The sequence below is a fragment of the Limnobacter sp. G6BE5S genome (genome assembly GCF_058448965.1).
Genome location: NZ_JBZFLM010000003.1, coordinates 162,195 through 178,287 on the forward strand (window position 1 = coordinate 162,195; position 16,093 = coordinate 178,287).

Here is a 16,093-nt window from a genome sequence, read left to right on the forward strand (position 1 = left end):
ATTATTGACTCTGGGGAGCTTGCCTGCATTGTTGCACAAGCCATTTGAACAAGCGCCTGTGTTTGGGGCGGTACAACAAATATTCCGGGTGCCATTGCACCCCCAGCCATTGGCATGCGCCGTCGGGCTCAATGCCCTGCACAAAACCGTCCAGGTCGCGGGCCACAATTCGTACACCCTGGCCCAACTCGTCTATGGCCTGATGGTGCAGGCTGTTGATGCGCAACCGGCTGGCGCAGGTTACCGCTGCCAGGCAACTGCTGGCACGCAATGCCGCTGTTTTTCGCGGCAACACGGTGCCCCGGTTTGAAGTTAATTTGCGCCTTGCGCGAATGTCGATGTGCAAACTGCCGCCCAGGCTGACATTGATTAACTGGGTACCACGGCAAATGCCCAACATGGGCAAGCCATGCTTCAATGCCCAGGCAATGTGCGCCTGTTCCAGCCCATCGCGATCGGGGTCGTAGTGTGCTTTGGGTGCTTCTTCTTCGCCATAGAGCGAAGGGTGGATATCGTCCCCACCACTTACGATCAAGGCATCAATTTGATCAATTGGCCAGTGGTGCCTCACGCTGATGCGTCGGGCCTGCCCACCAGCCAGCCACACGGCCATGCGAATGCTGAACCACGACGGCGACCACCACTTGGCATTGCCAGTTACACCGACAACAGGTTTTCGTGAATGTGCGCCAGTTCCTGGTGCCAAGGCTCTTCCTTCAGGTTGATTAAATTCTGGTTGTACTCAATCCACTGCTCGCACATGGACCTCAATGTGACCGGGTCAGCGGCCAGGTGTTCCACCACACACCAAATATTCCAGCTGTCCGTTAAAGTCCAGCCCGGTTTTTCGATTTCGCAATTCGGCAAGCGATAGTGAAAGGTTGGGCGTGCATTCACACGCTCATCGCTGACCACTGCCAGTACACGAGCCTCATCAATTTGCTTGAACAAGGGCAACAGGTCCATGCCCCGATTTCGGGTGGGGTTGAACTCCAGATAATCGTCGATGATCTGCGACAACGGAGTATCGGCTGTGTAAGCCATGACCAATTCCACATACCGCTTCGGATACATGTCAATGTAGGGCGTCAAACGGCGCAAGGTATCAATTCTGTGCGCCTTCATCAACCAGTGCTGTGACACACAATAGGCTTGCAGATAGGGCACGATGGTTTGTGAATTCAGATCAGGCAACTCGGCGTTGATGTGTACTCCAAAAGCATAAATAAGCGAATCGGAGGTACCCAGGGCCCCCGCGCCTTGCAGCTTGGTCACCATGTCGTTGAGTACGGAAAGCCTGTTCACGGGGATGGGTGGACACACCACCTCCAAAGGCACTATCTGCCGGGCCAAATCTGTCATCAAAGCCAGCACGGCATCTTCATTTGCGCCCTGCTCTTCAAGGCGCTTGCGGGCCATGTTCTTGGCGAAACTCCAGTCCAGTTCAATTTTAAAATGACCGAACTCGGGATGTTTTACCTTGCACTCGGCCTGCGTGTCACGAATCACTTCACCCTGCAAGGCCTTGGCCACTGCGGCTGCCGCAGACTGCAAGTCCAAGCCGGCAAACTCCAGTTCGAACCCCGCACACCGAACTTCGCTCTTGACGTTCTTCATCCAGGCGGGTTTGGCATAGTTGTGCTGCATTAATCATTCCCTGCAAAAAAACAAAGGCGGCGGGCTTTAACAAAAGCCCACCGCCAGTCAACGGTTAAGTGGCTGCGCTTGCTTACACCACAGTCAACTTTACATCCACATTGTTACGGGTTGCGTTTGAGTATGGGCACACCTGGTGTGCTTTCTCAACCAATGCGTTGGCGGCTGCTTTGTCCATGCCTTCCAGCTTGATGCTCATGTCCACCGCAATGGCAAAACCAACACCCTTCGGGTTGCCGCCAATGCCCACAGTGGCAGTAATTTCGGGCTCGGAAGGCAGCTGGATTTTGTCCTGACCGGCCACGAACTTGATCGCGCCGATAAAACAGGCGGAATAACCTGCAGCAAACAATTGCTCAGGGTTGGTACCCGGGCCGCCCGCGCCACCCAGTTCTTTGGGCGTGCTCAATTGCACTTTCAACCGTCCGTCGTCTGTGGCTGAACCACCTTCGCGACCGCCAGTGGATGTGGCCTTGGCCGTGTAAACAACTTCCATGAATTTCTCCTGTAGTTTGGTGGATGAACAATCAGATAGTTATCGCGATAACCATCTAAAGAATTGATTTGACAAAATCTTGGTCTCTTTAGAAGGTTATCGCAATAATTAACGAAGAACAAGCGGTCAGGCTTTCAACAACCTTTCCCGCAAGGCGTCCAGTTCACATTTCAAGCGATGAATTTCCGTGGGTGTCATGCCGCATTGATCAACCACACAGGCGTATACATTGAGGGCCTTTTCCCGAATCTGCTTGCCCTCTTCGGTCAGGTAGATCTGCAGTTGCCTTTCATCATCTGCACTTCGGTTGCGTGTTAGCAGGCCTTGCTCGGCCATTCGTTTGATGACGGGGGTCAATGCGCCAGGCTGTTGACCCAGTTGACGGGCCACATTGATCAAACTGACTCCGTCTTCCTTCCACAAAATCATCATGACCAAGTATTGCGGAAAGGTTAAACCCAAGGGTTGCAGCAGCGGCTTGTAAACCTGCGTAATTGCAAGAGAGGTTGCATACAAAGAGAAACAAAGCTGATTGTCTAACGCTAGTGGATTCTCGATTTTCATGTTCTTGGAGTTTTAACCAGACGATTGGGATGACTCAAGTGTAATCGCTTGAACGGTTTGAGTCATCCTTGTCTAAGTCAATCCAAGACAATCGTGAATAAATGCGTTCAATTTGACTCAAATTGTCCTCGTCTGGCCCGTGTTTTTACACGCCCCGCTCTTTAAACCAGTCCAAAGTCAGTTTCCAGGCATATGTGGCAGCCCGCCTGTCATAGGTGGGGCGGTAGTCGGCATGAAAACCGTGATTGACAGCGGGGAAAACCACGATTTCAGAGGCGCTGCTGCCCTTGCCCAGTTCGTTGCGCATTTTGTCCACAACGTCATCGGGCACAAAACTGTCCTCGCCAGCGTACAGACCCAGCACGGGTACCTTCAGGTTTGCAGCCACATCAACCGGGTCTGCTGGCTTGTTTGGTCCTTTCAACCCGGCCAGCAAGCCGTAATAGGCAACGCCAGCCTTTACATTTGAATTGTGGTTGGCGTACAACCAAACCGTGCGACCACCCCAACAATAGCCCACGATACCCAAGCGCGTTGTATTGGCTTTGCCGCTGGCTTTTGCAAATGCCACGGTGGAATCGATGTCGCTCATCACCTGGGCATCGGGCACCACTGGCACCACGTCTTTCAAAATTGCTTCAAGGGTCATGTTGGACACATCCGCTTCGCGGCTGAACAAGGCCGGTGCAATGGCGTAATACCCTTGCTTGGCCAAGCGACGGCAAATGTCCTGAATGTACTCATGTACGCCAAAAATTTCCTGAATCACAAGAATGACCGGAAAGTTTCCGCCTTTGGCAGGCATTGCGCGGTAGGCTGGAATTTGCCCGTCTTTCACGGGAACTTTCACTTCACCCGCAGTAATTCCCTGGGTGTCTGTTTTTATGGCCTGTGCAAACAGGGGCTCGGATGCCACTGCAAAACCACCCGCAAGCGAGGTGAGCAAGAAGCCTCGGCGACTCACGGTGGTTTCATTGATTTTCTTTGCCAAGCCAAATTTCAGTTGATCCATGGTTACTGCTCCCGGGTGTTAAAATTGAAATTATCAGTTATCACGATAACAAAATATCACAACAAATCGACTACCTTGGCGATGGAATAAGCCCGATCCTGCGGATTTTTTATCTTGAGCGCAGATTGAAGGTTGGGGCTGTAATGCAACCTCAACAATTCTTTGTAAAAGTCGTATTCGTTTTGAATTCCCAATGCAGCACGACGCATTTTCAACTGGGCTTCCTGAAAGGCTTTACGATGCTTGGGGAAATAACGCTCAACATGAGAAAGTGCGAACACATCGGCATACAGTTCTTCGCGGTGGCGCCTGCGCACAGGTCCAAAATCAATTTTCTCTTTCATTTGCACGCAATGGCCTGACTCGTGCGCAAAAAAGGCTTCGTACACCACCTGCTTCGGCAAGCCATCAAAAAACTCAAGGTACTGCTCAAAGCTGTGCCAGGTTTTGTCGCGAGTGCTGATAAGAAATGTGCAGCGCTTCAATGGGGCGTTGTACTGAACCAGCAAGGGTGACTGGTGCGGCGTTTCTTTTCCGATCAATTTAAAATCGACTGAATAGCCATGCATGCGGCCATAACCACGGGCCACGCTGCCAGCAATGTGATCGATCAACTCTGCATCATCGAAGTCTTCAAAGCCATTGGCTTTCAGTGGTGTTGAGCACAGCACCATTGCAAAGGCCAAGGCAGCGCCAGCCCAGTTAGAACATCCAGATTTTTCCACCCTGTAGTCTCCTGCCAATGTGTGGCTTATTTTTTCATCATGGCCTTGAAAGCTTCGCAAGGATCTTCACGGGAATGGGCAGGCACTGTGCGAGTTACATCAAATTGCTTAGCGCCATTGGCCTGCGAATCTTCGATAAAGCCATACACGGTTGTTGTTTGTTGTAGTTTAACGGGCAACCAGTGAACAACGCCGACATCTTTTTGGACATGGCCATTGCCTGCAATCAAAATCACATCGCGTTGCGTGGCCTGCTGTTCAATGACCTTGGCCATCCACACATCGCGAGCCACTTGTGCCGGAATCATTTTTTCGGCAACGTGCTGGGGCAGCACATTGCAGTGCCCTTCAACAATGTTTCGACGATGCTGTTCGCCCAGCGGCTTCGGCAATGGTTTGTCCAGTTCATATTGGGCAATGGTGTCTGGGTCCAGGGCCGCGCCGTACCCGCCCTTCACGATACGGTTTGCTTCTTCTCGCGACACATTGGCCGCCAACAAGGGCAGTTGATAATCAATTGCAAGTTGAATCAGGGGTTCATACAGTTCCCACTGCCAATTTTCTACCCATGGCTGCGATGTAATACAGCTTGCCTGCTTGCATTGATCTTGCGCAGTGCGCAACAAGCCCTGGTGTTCCCGATCAAACTGCTCCATTGCAATGGCGGGTCGCCAGCCTGTTTTCACTTTTGCTGCGATTATTTCATAACGGGCTTTGTGAGCCTGAGGGTTGTCGTGAACCTCGCCCATTAACCACACAGTGGGCACTGTTTGCTGTGTGGTTTGTGTTGCACAGGCCGCTGCCAGAAAGACAACGCACAGGGCATATACAATTTTTGAGGGTACTACCATTGAAACTATCCCTTTGCCTGCACCGGCAATACAAAGTCGAACAAAGCCTGTGATTTATCGTGAGTCCACTTCACCAACAAGTCTGGGTTGAAAAAGCTGTCGCGCAGATTCAGCACTTGGTCCGGAAAATAAAGTTGTGTGGTCAGCAATGGTGTACCAGGGCCCTGTACCTTCACGTGCAAATGCGGCGTGCGCCGAAAAGTCGAATTGCCGTAAGAACCGGGCATTAAGGTTTCAAAACGAAATCGCCCTTGGGCATCAGTCAGTTGATGCCCCCGCAATTTGAAACCGGTGTTGTCGTATTCACCTTCCGAATCGCAGCCCCACACATCCACAATTGCATTGGGAACAGGTTGGCAGGCGGTATTCAATACCCGCCCTTGCAATACCAAAACATCACCGGGCAAACCATCAATCAGCGTGCTGCGTCGGGGAGTTTGCGGGGTGTAATACGGGCCTTCAATTTGCTGGGCAGTGGGCTCATCGGTGCAGGCAGGCGTTAGCGCCAAAGCCTGTCGCCAGGTAAACCAGGGAGCAGCGACCAAAAGCCCGGCACCGGCCTGAAGAATTGTTCGTCTGTATTTCAGCATGCCATCTCCCACGCCAATACTTCTCTGTTCTTGGATACAACATCCAAATAAACGTTCCCTTCAGTAAGAGATTGGGTACGCAATAACAACCATGAATTCCACTTGGCACCCCTATGTTGAAACAAAAAGGTTTTTACGCTGCCTGTCTTTTCTCGCTTGGCCTGGCAGTTGGCATGCTGCTCAGCAGCGCCATGCCTGCGCTTGAAAACACAGCGACCGAACCTGCAAACACGGCAGGTACGCAGCCCAATTCGATCGACATTGGCTTTGCGCAAAGCATGATCATTCACCATGACCAAGCCATTTCCATGGCCATGCTGGTGAAGGGCAAGGTGTCGCCCAATCTTGATTTACTGGCCAATGGAATATTAACCGCCCAACTGCTGGAAATGGGACAAATGAAAGGCTGGCTAACCGCATGGAATCAGCGAGTAACCCCACCGCAGAAAGGCGCAATGGCTTGGGTTGAAGACGCAAAGAATGTGACCAATGTGCAAGACCTGCTGTACGTTGCGCAATGCAAGTCAGCCAAGGGTGTTATGCCTGGAATGTTAAATGTGGATCAATTCAACGAAATGAGAGCGCTGACAGGCCCAGATCTTGAACGAAGATTCCTCGAGGCAATGATCGACCACCACCAGGCCGCCATTCCCATGGCGCGTTTTGCGGTGAACAACGGGGAATCGTTGCTGGTAAAGGGTTTGGCAAAATCCATCATTCGGGAACAGGCGGCAGAAATTTCCCTGATGAATAAATTGCTCGCACAAGTTAACTCGAAATAATGAATTGGGCTGTTGCAGTTTCGACCCCAGTTTTCACAGCGGCAAACGCTGAAGATTTGTAGGGAGATGGTGAACTGTCAGAAACCAGTAAGTGCGCAAACCCACGATGATTAAAAAAACAAACAGGGAGACAGGGGAATGCAATCTACAAAACTCGCAACTTTATTGGCCGGCACAGTTGTTTTGGCAGCATGCGGTTCAGAAGGCGTCGGGCCAACAAGCTCAAGCAGAACAACACCCAGCGAAGTGATGGGTGCCAGTTTCGTTGAGCCCGTCCAATGTGGCGCAGGCTCTGTGCCGGAAACCGGCATTCAAGGTCAAGTTCCGCTGGCCGACCGCGAGAGCGGGCGCAGCAAACAAGGCTACCGGTGCAATATGGAACTGGTGGGGCAATACCAGGGCGAAGGCAGCACCTGGGTCAACCCATCGTACAAAACCTGTTCGTACATGGGCACCACATTCTCGGGCATTCCGACCAAAGTGTCACAAGGAGTTCAGGTAATCGACGCGCGCGATCCGGCCAATCCGGTGCTGTCGACCAACCTCACCAGCCCGGCATTTTTTCAAAGCCCTTGGGAATCCCTGAAAGTGAATGAAGCACGCGGCCTGCTCGGAGGCGTTGCGGTGGGGCCGGTGCTTAGTGCCGGTTTTTTCGATATTTACGACATTGGCACTGATTGTGCGAACCCGATCTTGCTGAATTCTTTTGCGGCCAACCTGACCCTGCCCGCCAACTTGATAGGCCATGAGGGCGCGTGGTCACCCGATGGAAATACTTACTGGGCCACTGGGTTGAACCCGGGCAGTATTACTGCCATTGACACCAGCAACCCCAGCCTGCCGCGAATTCTGTACACCACCATTGCCTCGCCCAGCAACCACGGCTTTGAATTGAGTGAAGACGGCAACCGCATGTATTTGACTTCACTGACCCCGCCCGGTGTGATTATTCTGGACACGAGCAGCATTCAAAACCGCGACCCAGTGCCCATGTTGACCGAGGTTGGCAGCGTGTATTGGGAGGATGGAGACTTGAGCCAACACACCATTCCTGTTTCGTACAATGGCAAACCGTTTGTGATCGCTGTGGACGAGGGCGGTGCTGGCGCAGCACGAATTATTGATATTTCAGATGAGACTGCACCCGTTGTGGTGTCCAAACTGAAACTAGCCATTCATGCAGAAGAAAACGCCGCCATTCGCGAAGCTGACACTGCAAACAATGGAAGTTTTGGCTACGAAGGGCACTACTGTGGTGTGGATAAAAAAGTAAACCCCACCGCCATTGCATGTGGCTATTTTCAATCTGGTGTGCGGGTGTTCGATATTCGCAACCCGCTGGCAGCCAAAGAAATTGCCTATTACAACCCGCCTGCGCAGTCGGAGAAAAAAGCACAGTTGGCAGGCTCTGAACACGCAACCAGCGCGATTGGAGGTGATCTAAGCACTGACTGGTGCAGCTCGCCGCCCCGCTTTGTGGGCAGCGATCAAATTTGGGTCACTTGTCAGGACAACGGATTCATGGTGTTGAAATTCACGAACAACGCGTATCCCTTGAAATAACAAGTTAGCCGTTCAACCAGCTCACGGTTTTCGCCCAAATGGTATTGGGCGATTCCTTGCCGCTCATAATGCCAATGTGACCACCTGGGCCGATGAAGAATTCTGATTTTTCAGAGCCCACCACTTTGGTAATTGGCTTGCAACACGCCACATTGGCCAGGTTGTCTGTTTTGCCCGCAATGCCCAACACCGGGCAGGCGATTTCTTTGAAATTCGCTACAGCCTTGCCCACTTTAAAGTGGCCATTCGCCGTTTCATTTTCTAGCCAAATACTTGCAAACCAGTCGCGCAGGGCACCGCCGGGATAAGCTTCCAGGCTGTCGATAAATGCAGCCTGGTTGGCGTGCTGGGCCACAAACTCGCGGTCGTGCAATTGCGAAATCAAGTTCCAGTAACCTTTCAAACTGCCCACAGGGTCGAGCAATTTAAAACCAATCACGTTGGCCCAACCCGGTGTGTACAACAACTTGGCGGGCACTTTGCGAAAATTGATACGGGCCGATTTCAACAAGTGCGCAAGGCGTTTGTACTGTTGACCCATTGCGCCATTGGCATGGCCGTCGATCGGCGTGCCGTAGGTCACAATTTTGTTGATGTTTTCATCTTTGAACAAGGCGGTGTAGGCCAAGGCCATGCCACCACCCATGCTCCAGCCTTGCAAATTCAGTTTTTTCGAACCGCTGTGTTCACGCACCGCGTTCAGGCACGCGGGCAAAAACTCCTTGATGTAATTTTCAAGCGTAAGCCCTGCCTGTTTGCGTGTTGGTTTACCCCAGTCGATCAAGTACACGTCAAAACCCTGCGCCATCAGGTAGCGCACGAAACTGCGCTCGGGCAGCAAGTCATACACGAACATGTTCACGGCCAACGGGGCAATCAGTACCAGCGGAATTTTATTGCGCTTCTTGGTCACGGGCAGGGTTTCGTCGCCCACGGTGATGCTTTCTTCAGTCAACGGCAGGTAATGGCGAACACTGTGAATACCACTTTGATGAATGACCTCGAACGGCTGCAAACCGGCACGCACCATGGATTCCGACTTGAACAGACGATTCCAGCCATTGCTGGACATGTGGCTAATACGGCGAATACTGAGTGCGGTGGACATGGCGACAAACCTGATTGTGAAAATAATGTGTGTCAGATTCTAACAGCGCCTACACCGCAAATATTGGTGTGGGCTCTCTAAAGTTACCTACAGGTCACATCTGGACTCACTTCCACTTCAGCCCCACCGTTACCCCCGCCAAAAACTGTCGCTCGCTGGCAGGCTCAAAGAACTGCCCTGCCCCCTGGTTCACAATCACCGAGCCCACGTATTGCTTGTCGAACACATTGTCCACGCGCGCGTAGGTGCGCACATTCCAGCCACCATCCAGCGGCCAGTCTTTGCTGGCGCGCAGGTTCACCACTGAATAGGAAGGTGCAAAAGCATCGTTTGCATCATTGGCAAACAGTTTGTCAACGTAGCGCAATTCAGTTGCCGCCTCGTACAAGCTAGACGGTTTGTACACCACTTCACCGAAGAAGGTTTTCTTCGGAATGCTGGGCAGGCTGTTGCCCGCCTGAATGCTGTTGACCGAGGTGTCGTAAGTGGCGCGGATATAGTTCACCGCCACATTGGCCTGCCACTGCGTATTGAACGCGTGTTGCAAACCCAGTTCCGCGCCTTCCCGGCTGGTTGAGCCTGCATTCTGGAATGAGGTGGCACCGCCGTTTGCAGACAGCACCACGATTTCATTCTCAGTATCGACCGTGTACAGCGCGGCATTGACACGGGTGGCGCCAAACTTGGCTTTCACACCCAATTCAAGCTGCTCGCTTTTTGCGGCTTCCAATTGCGAGTTGAAGTTGGGGCTGGGTGGCGCAACAGACAAATAGGCCGTTTCCAGCAAGGTCGGCGTCTCGAAACCCTCGCCATAAGAAATATAGGTGTTGATGTTGGGCTGCAACCGATAGGTGAAACCAATATTACTGGTCACTTCGTCGTACTTTTTGCTGCCACTGCCGTTGCCATTGCTCAAGAACTGGTCGTTCGATTCAATCTCGATGGATGAATTTCGCACGCCACCCAACACACTGAATTTGTCGGTGAAAAAGTATTCCGCCTGCAGGTACTGGTCGAACTGGCTGGCCGTGTTGGCCTCGTCGCGGTTGGGTGTGGTGCTGCCCCCGAAAAATCCGAGGCGCGCCTGTTCCAGTTCACCCACGGTCAGGCCGGCATTCAAAAACAGGGGCTTTTCCAACAAGCTGGTTTGGTGGCCAAAGCGCAGGTCGGCACCGCTGTATTCATTTTTCAAATCAATCACGGCTGTGCTGGCCAACACCTGGCGAATTTTTCGGTCGCCATAGTAGGGGCTGAAAGTGACATTGGTACTGGGGCTGAATTTGTGTTCCAGCACAAACCCTGTTTGGCTTTGCTCCACGGTTTTGTTGGTGTTGTTGGCCACGGTGTTGTTGCCCGCCTGCCTGCGGTTGTTGGCCAATTGCGCCGCAGTCAACCCAGCCGGGTCTTGCGCCAGCGGAATGTCCACGTAGTTCAGTACCCAGCTCAGCCGTGTGTCGCTGCTTAAATTCCAAACCAATTTGCTGTTGAAATTGTCTCGCCGTGCTTTGCTGTGGTCGCGGTATCCATCGGTTCGGAAAGTGGACGCGTCAATCACAATGCCCACTTCCTCATTGCCTTTGTTCAATTTGATGCCGCTTCGGCGTGTGTTGTCGGTGCCGAAAATCTGGTTCACTTCCAGTTCGGTACCGGGGCGCGGGTTCTCGGTGGTCAGCAAAATTACGCCGCCCGATGAATTTCCGTACAGCGAGGAAAAAGGTCCGCGCAACACCTCGATCGACTCAGTTGACGACAAACTGAAATGCGAAATTTGACCTGAGCCATCGGGCATGGTGGCGGGAATGCCATCTGAGAACAAACGCACGCCGCGCACACCTGAGGTAGCGCGCGCACCAAAACCACGAATGGAAATTTGCAGGTCTTGCGCAAAGTTGTTGCGGTTGTTGATCACAAGGCCCGGCACGCGGGTTAATGTTTCTGACAAATTCACCTGAAAGCTGCCCGCTTTCTCCAGCGTGTTCTGGTTGATTTTGTCGACCGAGGCAGGTACTTCAAACGGGTCGCGGGCTTCCCGAGTGGCAGACACCACAAAGGTGTCCAGGCTTTCAGTTTGCGCAAAGGTTGGGGTGGCCAGCCCCAAGGCTGCAAGGGCGGCGATCAAGGGCGTACTGCGGTGCGTCATGAAAAATGTCTCAACATTGTTGTAATTGGCGTTGCGCAAGCATGAAGGAAACAGTCCGTGAAATTTTCCCGATCGTCATGAAAAGTGGAATATTTCCTCTGCTTCAAAACTGCCTACTCTTTGTACAATCATCGTAACAACTGTTAACCCCAATAAAAATCAGGAGACACCCGCATGTTGCATGCACTCGAAGTGCTCGCTCTACGCATCTATATGGCCATTTTTAAAGTGGTCACCGCCTTGATGCCATTCAAGTGGCCCCGCATGTTCGAAGGCGCAGGATCGTCGCTGGAACTGGTCCGGCACATGGCCGATGCGGGTCACCGCAATGTGCTTGTTGTGACCGACGCCGTGCTGGTGAAACTTGGTGTACTCGACAAAATGAAAACCGAGCTTGAAACCCAGAGCGTGAAATACGTGGTGTACGACGGCGTGGAGCCCAACCCCACGGTGGAACAAATTGAAGCCGGTTACCGGATGTTGATGGAGAATGGTTGCCAGGCCATCTTGGCAGTGGGCGGCGGCAGCCCCATAGATGCTGCAAAAATGATCGGTGCACGCGCAAAAAACAACAAACCTGTATTGAAATTAACTGGTTTGCTGCGAGTGCACAAAGGCATGATCCCCTTGTTTGCAGTGCCCACCACGGCCGGCACGGGCGCCGAAGTGACCATTGCAGCCGTGGTCAGCGACACAGCAAACAAACGCAAAGTAGCCGCCATGGACCTGCGCCTGCTACCCACCGCAGCAGCGCTGGATGGTTCGCTGATGACTGGACTGCCTGCACACATCACCTCGTCCACAGGCATGGACGCACTTACCCATGCTGTGGAAGCTTTCGTATCGCGCAATGCCACACGGAAAACCAACCAAAAGGCGCTGGAAGCCACGCAGCTGATCATGAAATACCTTGAAACTGCCGTGGCCGATGGCAACAACCTGGAAGCCCGCCAGAAAATGGCGCGTGCATCTCATTTGGCTGGCATCGCCTTTACCCAGGCTGGCGTGGGTTACGTGCATGGCATTGCCCACAAATTTGGTGCGCTGTACCACACGCCCCATGGGCTGGCCAACGCCATCGTAATGCCCCATGTACTGGACTACTCCTTACCCAATTGCGCCGACCGCTTGGCGATTTTGGCGCGCGCCTGTGGCATTGGTGACAAGGGTGCCGACGATGTTCATTTGGCTCGTGCCTTCGTGGCCCGAATTCGTGCCATGAATGAAAAGTTCAGTATTCCAACACAACTGGCCGCATTGAAACCGGCAGACATTCCGGCCGTGGCCAGGTCTGCCATCGCCGAAGCCCGCTTTACCTACGCCGTACCGCGCTACATGAGCCAACTCGTGGCGGAATCGGTCATCAAAAACATGTTGCCCACAGCCTGAATACAATCGTCTGAAAATTATATTTTTAAGACACTGTAACTTCCTTCTCGCGCCAACGATCTATTGCGTACCTCCACCCGAACCATCGGGTGGGTTGCGAGGTTGATGACCATCAAAAGAAGGATGCAGGAAATGAGAACAGCGCATGGTTTGGCCGCAGTGGCCACAATGGCCGCTTTGGCCGCACTTGGTACACAAACAGCAGTCGCCCAGACTGCAATTCCCAGCGAACCTGCCAATGCTGTGAATTTGGTAGATGGCCTTGAAGGCGTATTCGGCACCCACGCTGCACGACGTTCCGGTGCGCGCGGTGTTTGCGCAGCAGGCGAATTTGTTGGCAACAAGGCAGGCGCCGCTGTTTCAAAGGCCTCCGTATTTTCTGGCAAACCCGTACCGGTCACCCTGCGCTTTTCGGTGGGTGGCGGTAACCCCAACGCACCCGAAAGTGGCAAAGGCGTGCGTGGATTGGCGGCACAGTTCGATTTACCCAACGGTGAACAATGGCTGATGGCCAATATTTCAGCGCCTTTCTTTACTGCTGCAACACCCGATGGTTTCCTGGCATTCCTTGAGGCCCGCAAACCAGACCCAGCGACCAAAAAACCTGATCCTGCAAAAATTGCAGCGGCTGCGGCCAAATACCCCGACTTCAAACCCCAAATGGAATGGGTTGCAAAAACTGGCGTGCCTGCCAGTTACGCGGCAGTGAATTACTGGAGCACACATGCATTCAAGTTCACCAATGCTGCGGGCAAAACCCAGTTTGCAAAGTGGATGTTTGTGCCTGTGACAGGTCAGGAATTTATTGCGGACGACAAACTGGCCACACACGCCAAGGTATTTCTTGAAGACGAGCTGAAAGGTCGCGTTTCACAGATTCCGGTTGAATTCGACATGGTTCTGCAATTGGCCCAGGCGGGCGACCCCACCGACAATGCGACTGTGGCCTGGCCCGACGATCGCAAAAAGGTGGTGGCTGGTCGCTTGAAAGTCAGCGCAGTGACTGACAAAGCCGCTTGCGATGGCATCAATTTCAACCCACTGGTATTGCCCACCGGTATCGAAGGATCGGATGATCCTTTGCTGGCAGCACGGGCAGGCAGCTACGCAGTGTCACAGGCGCGTCGTTTGGCCAAATAAACGACGTTCCCCTTTTAGCCTGTACACTATTGGCCGGAATCCCCTCCAGGGTTCCGGCTTTTTTTATGCAGCAAACACGGAGCAGTACATGGAATTATTCGATGCAATTTACCAACGCCGGGCCATCAAGGCGTTCGACCCCGATTACACCATTCCGGCAGATGACGAGAAAAAACTGTTTGAAGCGGCCATTCAGGCACCCACCAGCTTCAACATTCAGCACTGGCGTTTTGTGGTGGTACGCGACAAAGCCTTGCGCGCTGAAATGCGCAAGCTGGGCAATGACCAAGCTCAGATCACCGATGCCTCGCTACTGATTATCATGACCGCCGACATGAAAGCCTGGGAGAAAAACCCGTCACGATACTGGACTGAAGCCCCCAAAGAAGTGGCGGATTTGCTGGTGGGCTGGATGGGACCGTTTCATGATGGCCGCGAATGGTTGCAGCGTGACGAAGCACAGCGGTCGATCGGCATGGCCATGCAAACCCTGATGCTGTCAGCCAAAGGCATTGGCCTGGATTCCTGCCCCATGATCGGCTTTGACATTGAAGCCGTGGCCAAAGTGATCAACTTGCCTGCCGACCATGTAATGGGTCCTATGGTGGCCATTGGCAAAGGCACCAAAGCGCCTTGGCCAAAACCTGGTCAGCTCAATCTTGACGAAGTGCTGGTCAACAACACGTTCTAAAGTACGTCATAGCTTTTCGAGAAACGCAATCAACGCCGCTTGATCTGCAGGGCTTAAGCCTTGGAAGCGGCGTTTTGCACCTTCGGCCTCTCCGCCGTGAAACTCAATTGCCTTTGTAAAATCCCTGCCTGCGCGACCATCGTGCAACAAGGGTTTGTCGGTTTGACCAACACCCCACAACGGCGCTGTTTTCCATTCGGTGGGCAAGCCCAAGCCTTCCGGCGCATTGTCGGCCAGTGCCTCTCCCATGTCGTGCAACAACAAATCGGAGTACAACCACACCTCGCGGTCGCTCAGCGGCGCGGGAGCCATGGCCGATGTTTTCATCATGGGTGTGTGGCAACTGCTGCACTGAATGTCGTTAAACACCCGCTGGCCTCGCAAAGTAATGCCTTTGAGCTCTGGCCTTGGGGGTGGTGCCAACCAGCGCTGGAAATCAGCCGTGGCCTGTGTTTGCGAAAGGCTAACCGCTTCGCCCACAAAGGGTGTGCAATCGGCCGTGGCCAAATTGCCTTTGGGGCGCACCGGCGCGGCAAACAGGGGGTGGAACGTCGCAATGCCCAATTCGGTTGAAAATGCACCTTGGGTGAACGATTGCACATCGGCCACAAATCCGCGGGCACCCAAACGACCCACCAACTGGTCAGCGGCGTTTGGATCATTCACGCCACCGGGAAACATCACGCCAGGGCGACCACTGACTTCCGGGTTGACTTCTGCGCTGCTCAAGCCGTTCTGAATCAAGGTGGTGTCAGGAATATTTTCCAGCAAACCAATACCAAACAGGTGGGGAGTTACCCGCGTGGTACTGGCCATGGCATGGGGCGGCACGCGCTCGCCACCCAACACGCAGCCGGGTACTTCATCTGGAAATTCAGTGGCCACAGAACGGGCATGCACATGGGGTGCACCATCGGCCTGTGTGACCAAACCGACCGAAAAATGGGGTGCCAACACGGTGGTAAAACGCTGAATGGTTTTCGTGGGGTCGGTACCGCCCACCGCCGGTTGCCCATGGCATTCCACACAGCTTTGTGCGTTAAACACAGCGCCCAGACCGTTGCTGGGCGTAAATACCTTCTCGAAGATTGCTTTGCCCTGCTCAAAACGCGCCAGTTGAACGGGCGTTAGTCCGTCGATGGGCGCTGACCAATCATGAGTCTTTAATTTCAATGCCGGAGAATCCTGCGAATTCTGTGCGGTCTGAACTGAGGTGTTGGTATTGGCGGAGTTCTGTGAATTGTCGTCTGAAGTGCAGGCGCCAAGCAGCAATCCCAAAGCTGCAAGAGTCACCACATGGCGAGGTGTTTTGATCATGTCTCAAAAATTGTAATAGTGGTTATGGTTTTTAACTTCTTACTGTCTCCGGCAAAAATCGGATTCAAA

The 16,093-nt window shown here is 53.1% G+C and carries 16 protein-coding genes; 5 read left to right on the forward strand and 11 right to left on the reverse strand.

Annotated features, from left to right (window positions below):
* Position 1: 1 nt before the first annotated feature.
* From ACVL1J_RS06480 to ACVL1J_RS06515, 8 genes are all read right to left on the reverse strand, one after another.
* Positions 2–706 carry a gamma-glutamyl-gamma-aminobutyrate hydrolase family protein gene (locus tag ACVL1J_RS06480; protein ID WP_341236864.1) on the reverse strand — a complete coding sequence of 235 codons (705 nt, stop codon included), beginning with the start codon at positions 704–706 and terminating at the stop codon, positions 2–4.
* Entirely contained in the window at positions 658–1,647 is a 990-nt protein-coding gene (locus ACVL1J_RS06485; RefSeq protein WP_341236863.1) for an amidoligase family protein, read from the reverse strand. Before ACVL1J_RS06485 ends, ACVL1J_RS06480 begins: the two co-directional genes overlap by 49 nt.
* A gap of 82 nt (positions 1,648–1,729) precedes the next feature.
* Positions 1,730–2,152: an organic hydroperoxide resistance protein gene (locus ACVL1J_RS06490; protein WP_159572256.1), complete on the reverse strand. Its 423-nt coding sequence runs from the start codon at positions 2,150–2,152 to the stop codon at positions 1,730–1,732.
* Between the two features lie 126 nt (positions 2,153–2,278).
* Positions 2,279–2,716: a MarR family winged helix-turn-helix transcriptional regulator gene (locus ACVL1J_RS06495; RefSeq protein ID WP_159572253.1), complete on the reverse strand. Its 438-nt coding sequence runs from the start codon at positions 2,714–2,716 to the stop codon at positions 2,279–2,281.
* A 145-nt stretch (positions 2,717–2,861) separates the two neighbouring features.
* Positions 2,862–3,728, reverse strand: coding sequence for a dienelactone hydrolase family protein (locus ACVL1J_RS06500; protein ID WP_341236862.1), 867 nt, complete (start codon positions 3,726–3,728; stop codon positions 2,862–2,864).
* A 56-nt stretch (positions 3,729–3,784) separates the two neighbouring features.
* On the reverse strand, positions 3,785–4,453 hold the full coding sequence (locus ACVL1J_RS06505; RefSeq protein WP_341236861.1) for a hypothetical protein: 669 nt from the start codon (positions 4,451–4,453) through the stop codon (positions 3,785–3,787).
* A gap of 26 nt (positions 4,454–4,479) precedes the next feature.
* The gene (locus ACVL1J_RS06510) at positions 4,480–5,304 is read right to left on the reverse strand and encodes a ChaN family lipoprotein (protein ID WP_341236860.1); all 825 of its coding nucleotides are present in this window, start codon (positions 5,302–5,304) and stop codon (positions 4,480–4,482) included.
* 5 nt (positions 5,305–5,309) lie between these two features.
* On the reverse strand, positions 5,310–5,894 hold the full coding sequence (locus ACVL1J_RS06515) for a dioxygenase family protein (protein ID WP_341236859.1): 585 nt from the start codon (positions 5,892–5,894) through the stop codon (positions 5,310–5,312).
* Positions 5,895–6,007: 113 nt separating this feature from the next.
* On the opposite strand from ACVL1J_RS06515, the gene ACVL1J_RS06520 reads away from it, so the two are divergent.
* Both ACVL1J_RS06520 and ACVL1J_RS06525 read left to right on the forward strand, forming a co-directional pair.
* Positions 6,008–6,676, forward strand: a complete 669-nt coding sequence (locus tag ACVL1J_RS06520; RefSeq protein ID WP_341236858.1) for a DUF305 domain-containing protein — start codon at positions 6,008–6,010, stop codon at positions 6,674–6,676.
* A 138-nt stretch (positions 6,677–6,814) separates the two neighbouring features.
* Positions 6,815–8,239, forward strand: a complete 1,425-nt coding sequence (locus ACVL1J_RS06525) for an LVIVD repeat-containing protein (RefSeq protein WP_341236857.1) — start codon at positions 6,815–6,817, stop codon at positions 8,237–8,239.
* A 4-nt stretch (positions 8,240–8,243) separates the two neighbouring features.
* Here the strand turns inward: ACVL1J_RS06525 and ACVL1J_RS06530 are convergent, their stop codons facing one another.
* Complete coding sequence (locus tag ACVL1J_RS06530) at positions 8,244–9,347, reverse strand: alpha/beta fold hydrolase (RefSeq protein ID WP_341236856.1); 1,104 nt, start codon at positions 9,345–9,347, stop codon at positions 8,244–8,246.
* A gap of 106 nt (positions 9,348–9,453) precedes the next feature.
* Positions 9,454–11,526, reverse strand: coding sequence for a TonB-dependent receptor family protein (locus tag ACVL1J_RS06535; RefSeq protein WP_491665210.1), 2,073 nt, complete (start codon positions 11,524–11,526; stop codon positions 9,454–9,456).
* Positions 11,527–11,661: 135 nt separating this feature from the next.
* Between ACVL1J_RS06535 and ACVL1J_RS06540 the strand changes: the two genes are divergently transcribed.
* The 3 genes from ACVL1J_RS06540 to ACVL1J_RS06550 all read left to right on the forward strand — a co-directional run bounded on the left by ACVL1J_RS06540 (position 11,662) and on the right by ACVL1J_RS06550 (position 14,707).
* A complete protein-coding gene (locus ACVL1J_RS06540) occupies positions 11,662–12,876 on the forward strand; it encodes an iron-containing alcohol dehydrogenase (protein WP_341236854.1) in 1,215 nt (404 codons plus the stop codon).
* Positions 12,877–13,008: 132 nt separating this feature from the next.
* On the forward strand, positions 13,009–14,016 hold the full coding sequence (locus tag ACVL1J_RS06545) for a catalase family peroxidase (protein WP_341236853.1): 1,008 nt from the start codon (positions 13,009–13,011) through the stop codon (positions 14,014–14,016).
* A gap of 88 nt (positions 14,017–14,104) precedes the next feature.
* The gene (locus tag ACVL1J_RS06550; RefSeq protein ID WP_341236852.1) at positions 14,105–14,707 is read left to right on the forward strand and encodes a nitroreductase family protein; all 603 of its coding nucleotides are present in this window, start codon (positions 14,105–14,107) and stop codon (positions 14,705–14,707) included.
* 6 nt (positions 14,708–14,713) lie between these two features.
* Here ACVL1J_RS06550 and ACVL1J_RS06555 read toward each other — a convergent pair whose 3' ends face one another.
* The gene (locus ACVL1J_RS06555) at positions 14,714–16,024 is read right to left on the reverse strand and encodes a di-heme oxidoredictase family protein (RefSeq protein WP_341236851.1); all 1,311 of its coding nucleotides are present in this window, start codon (positions 16,022–16,024) and stop codon (positions 14,714–14,716) included.
* Between the last annotated feature and the right edge of the window lie 69 nt (positions 16,025–16,093).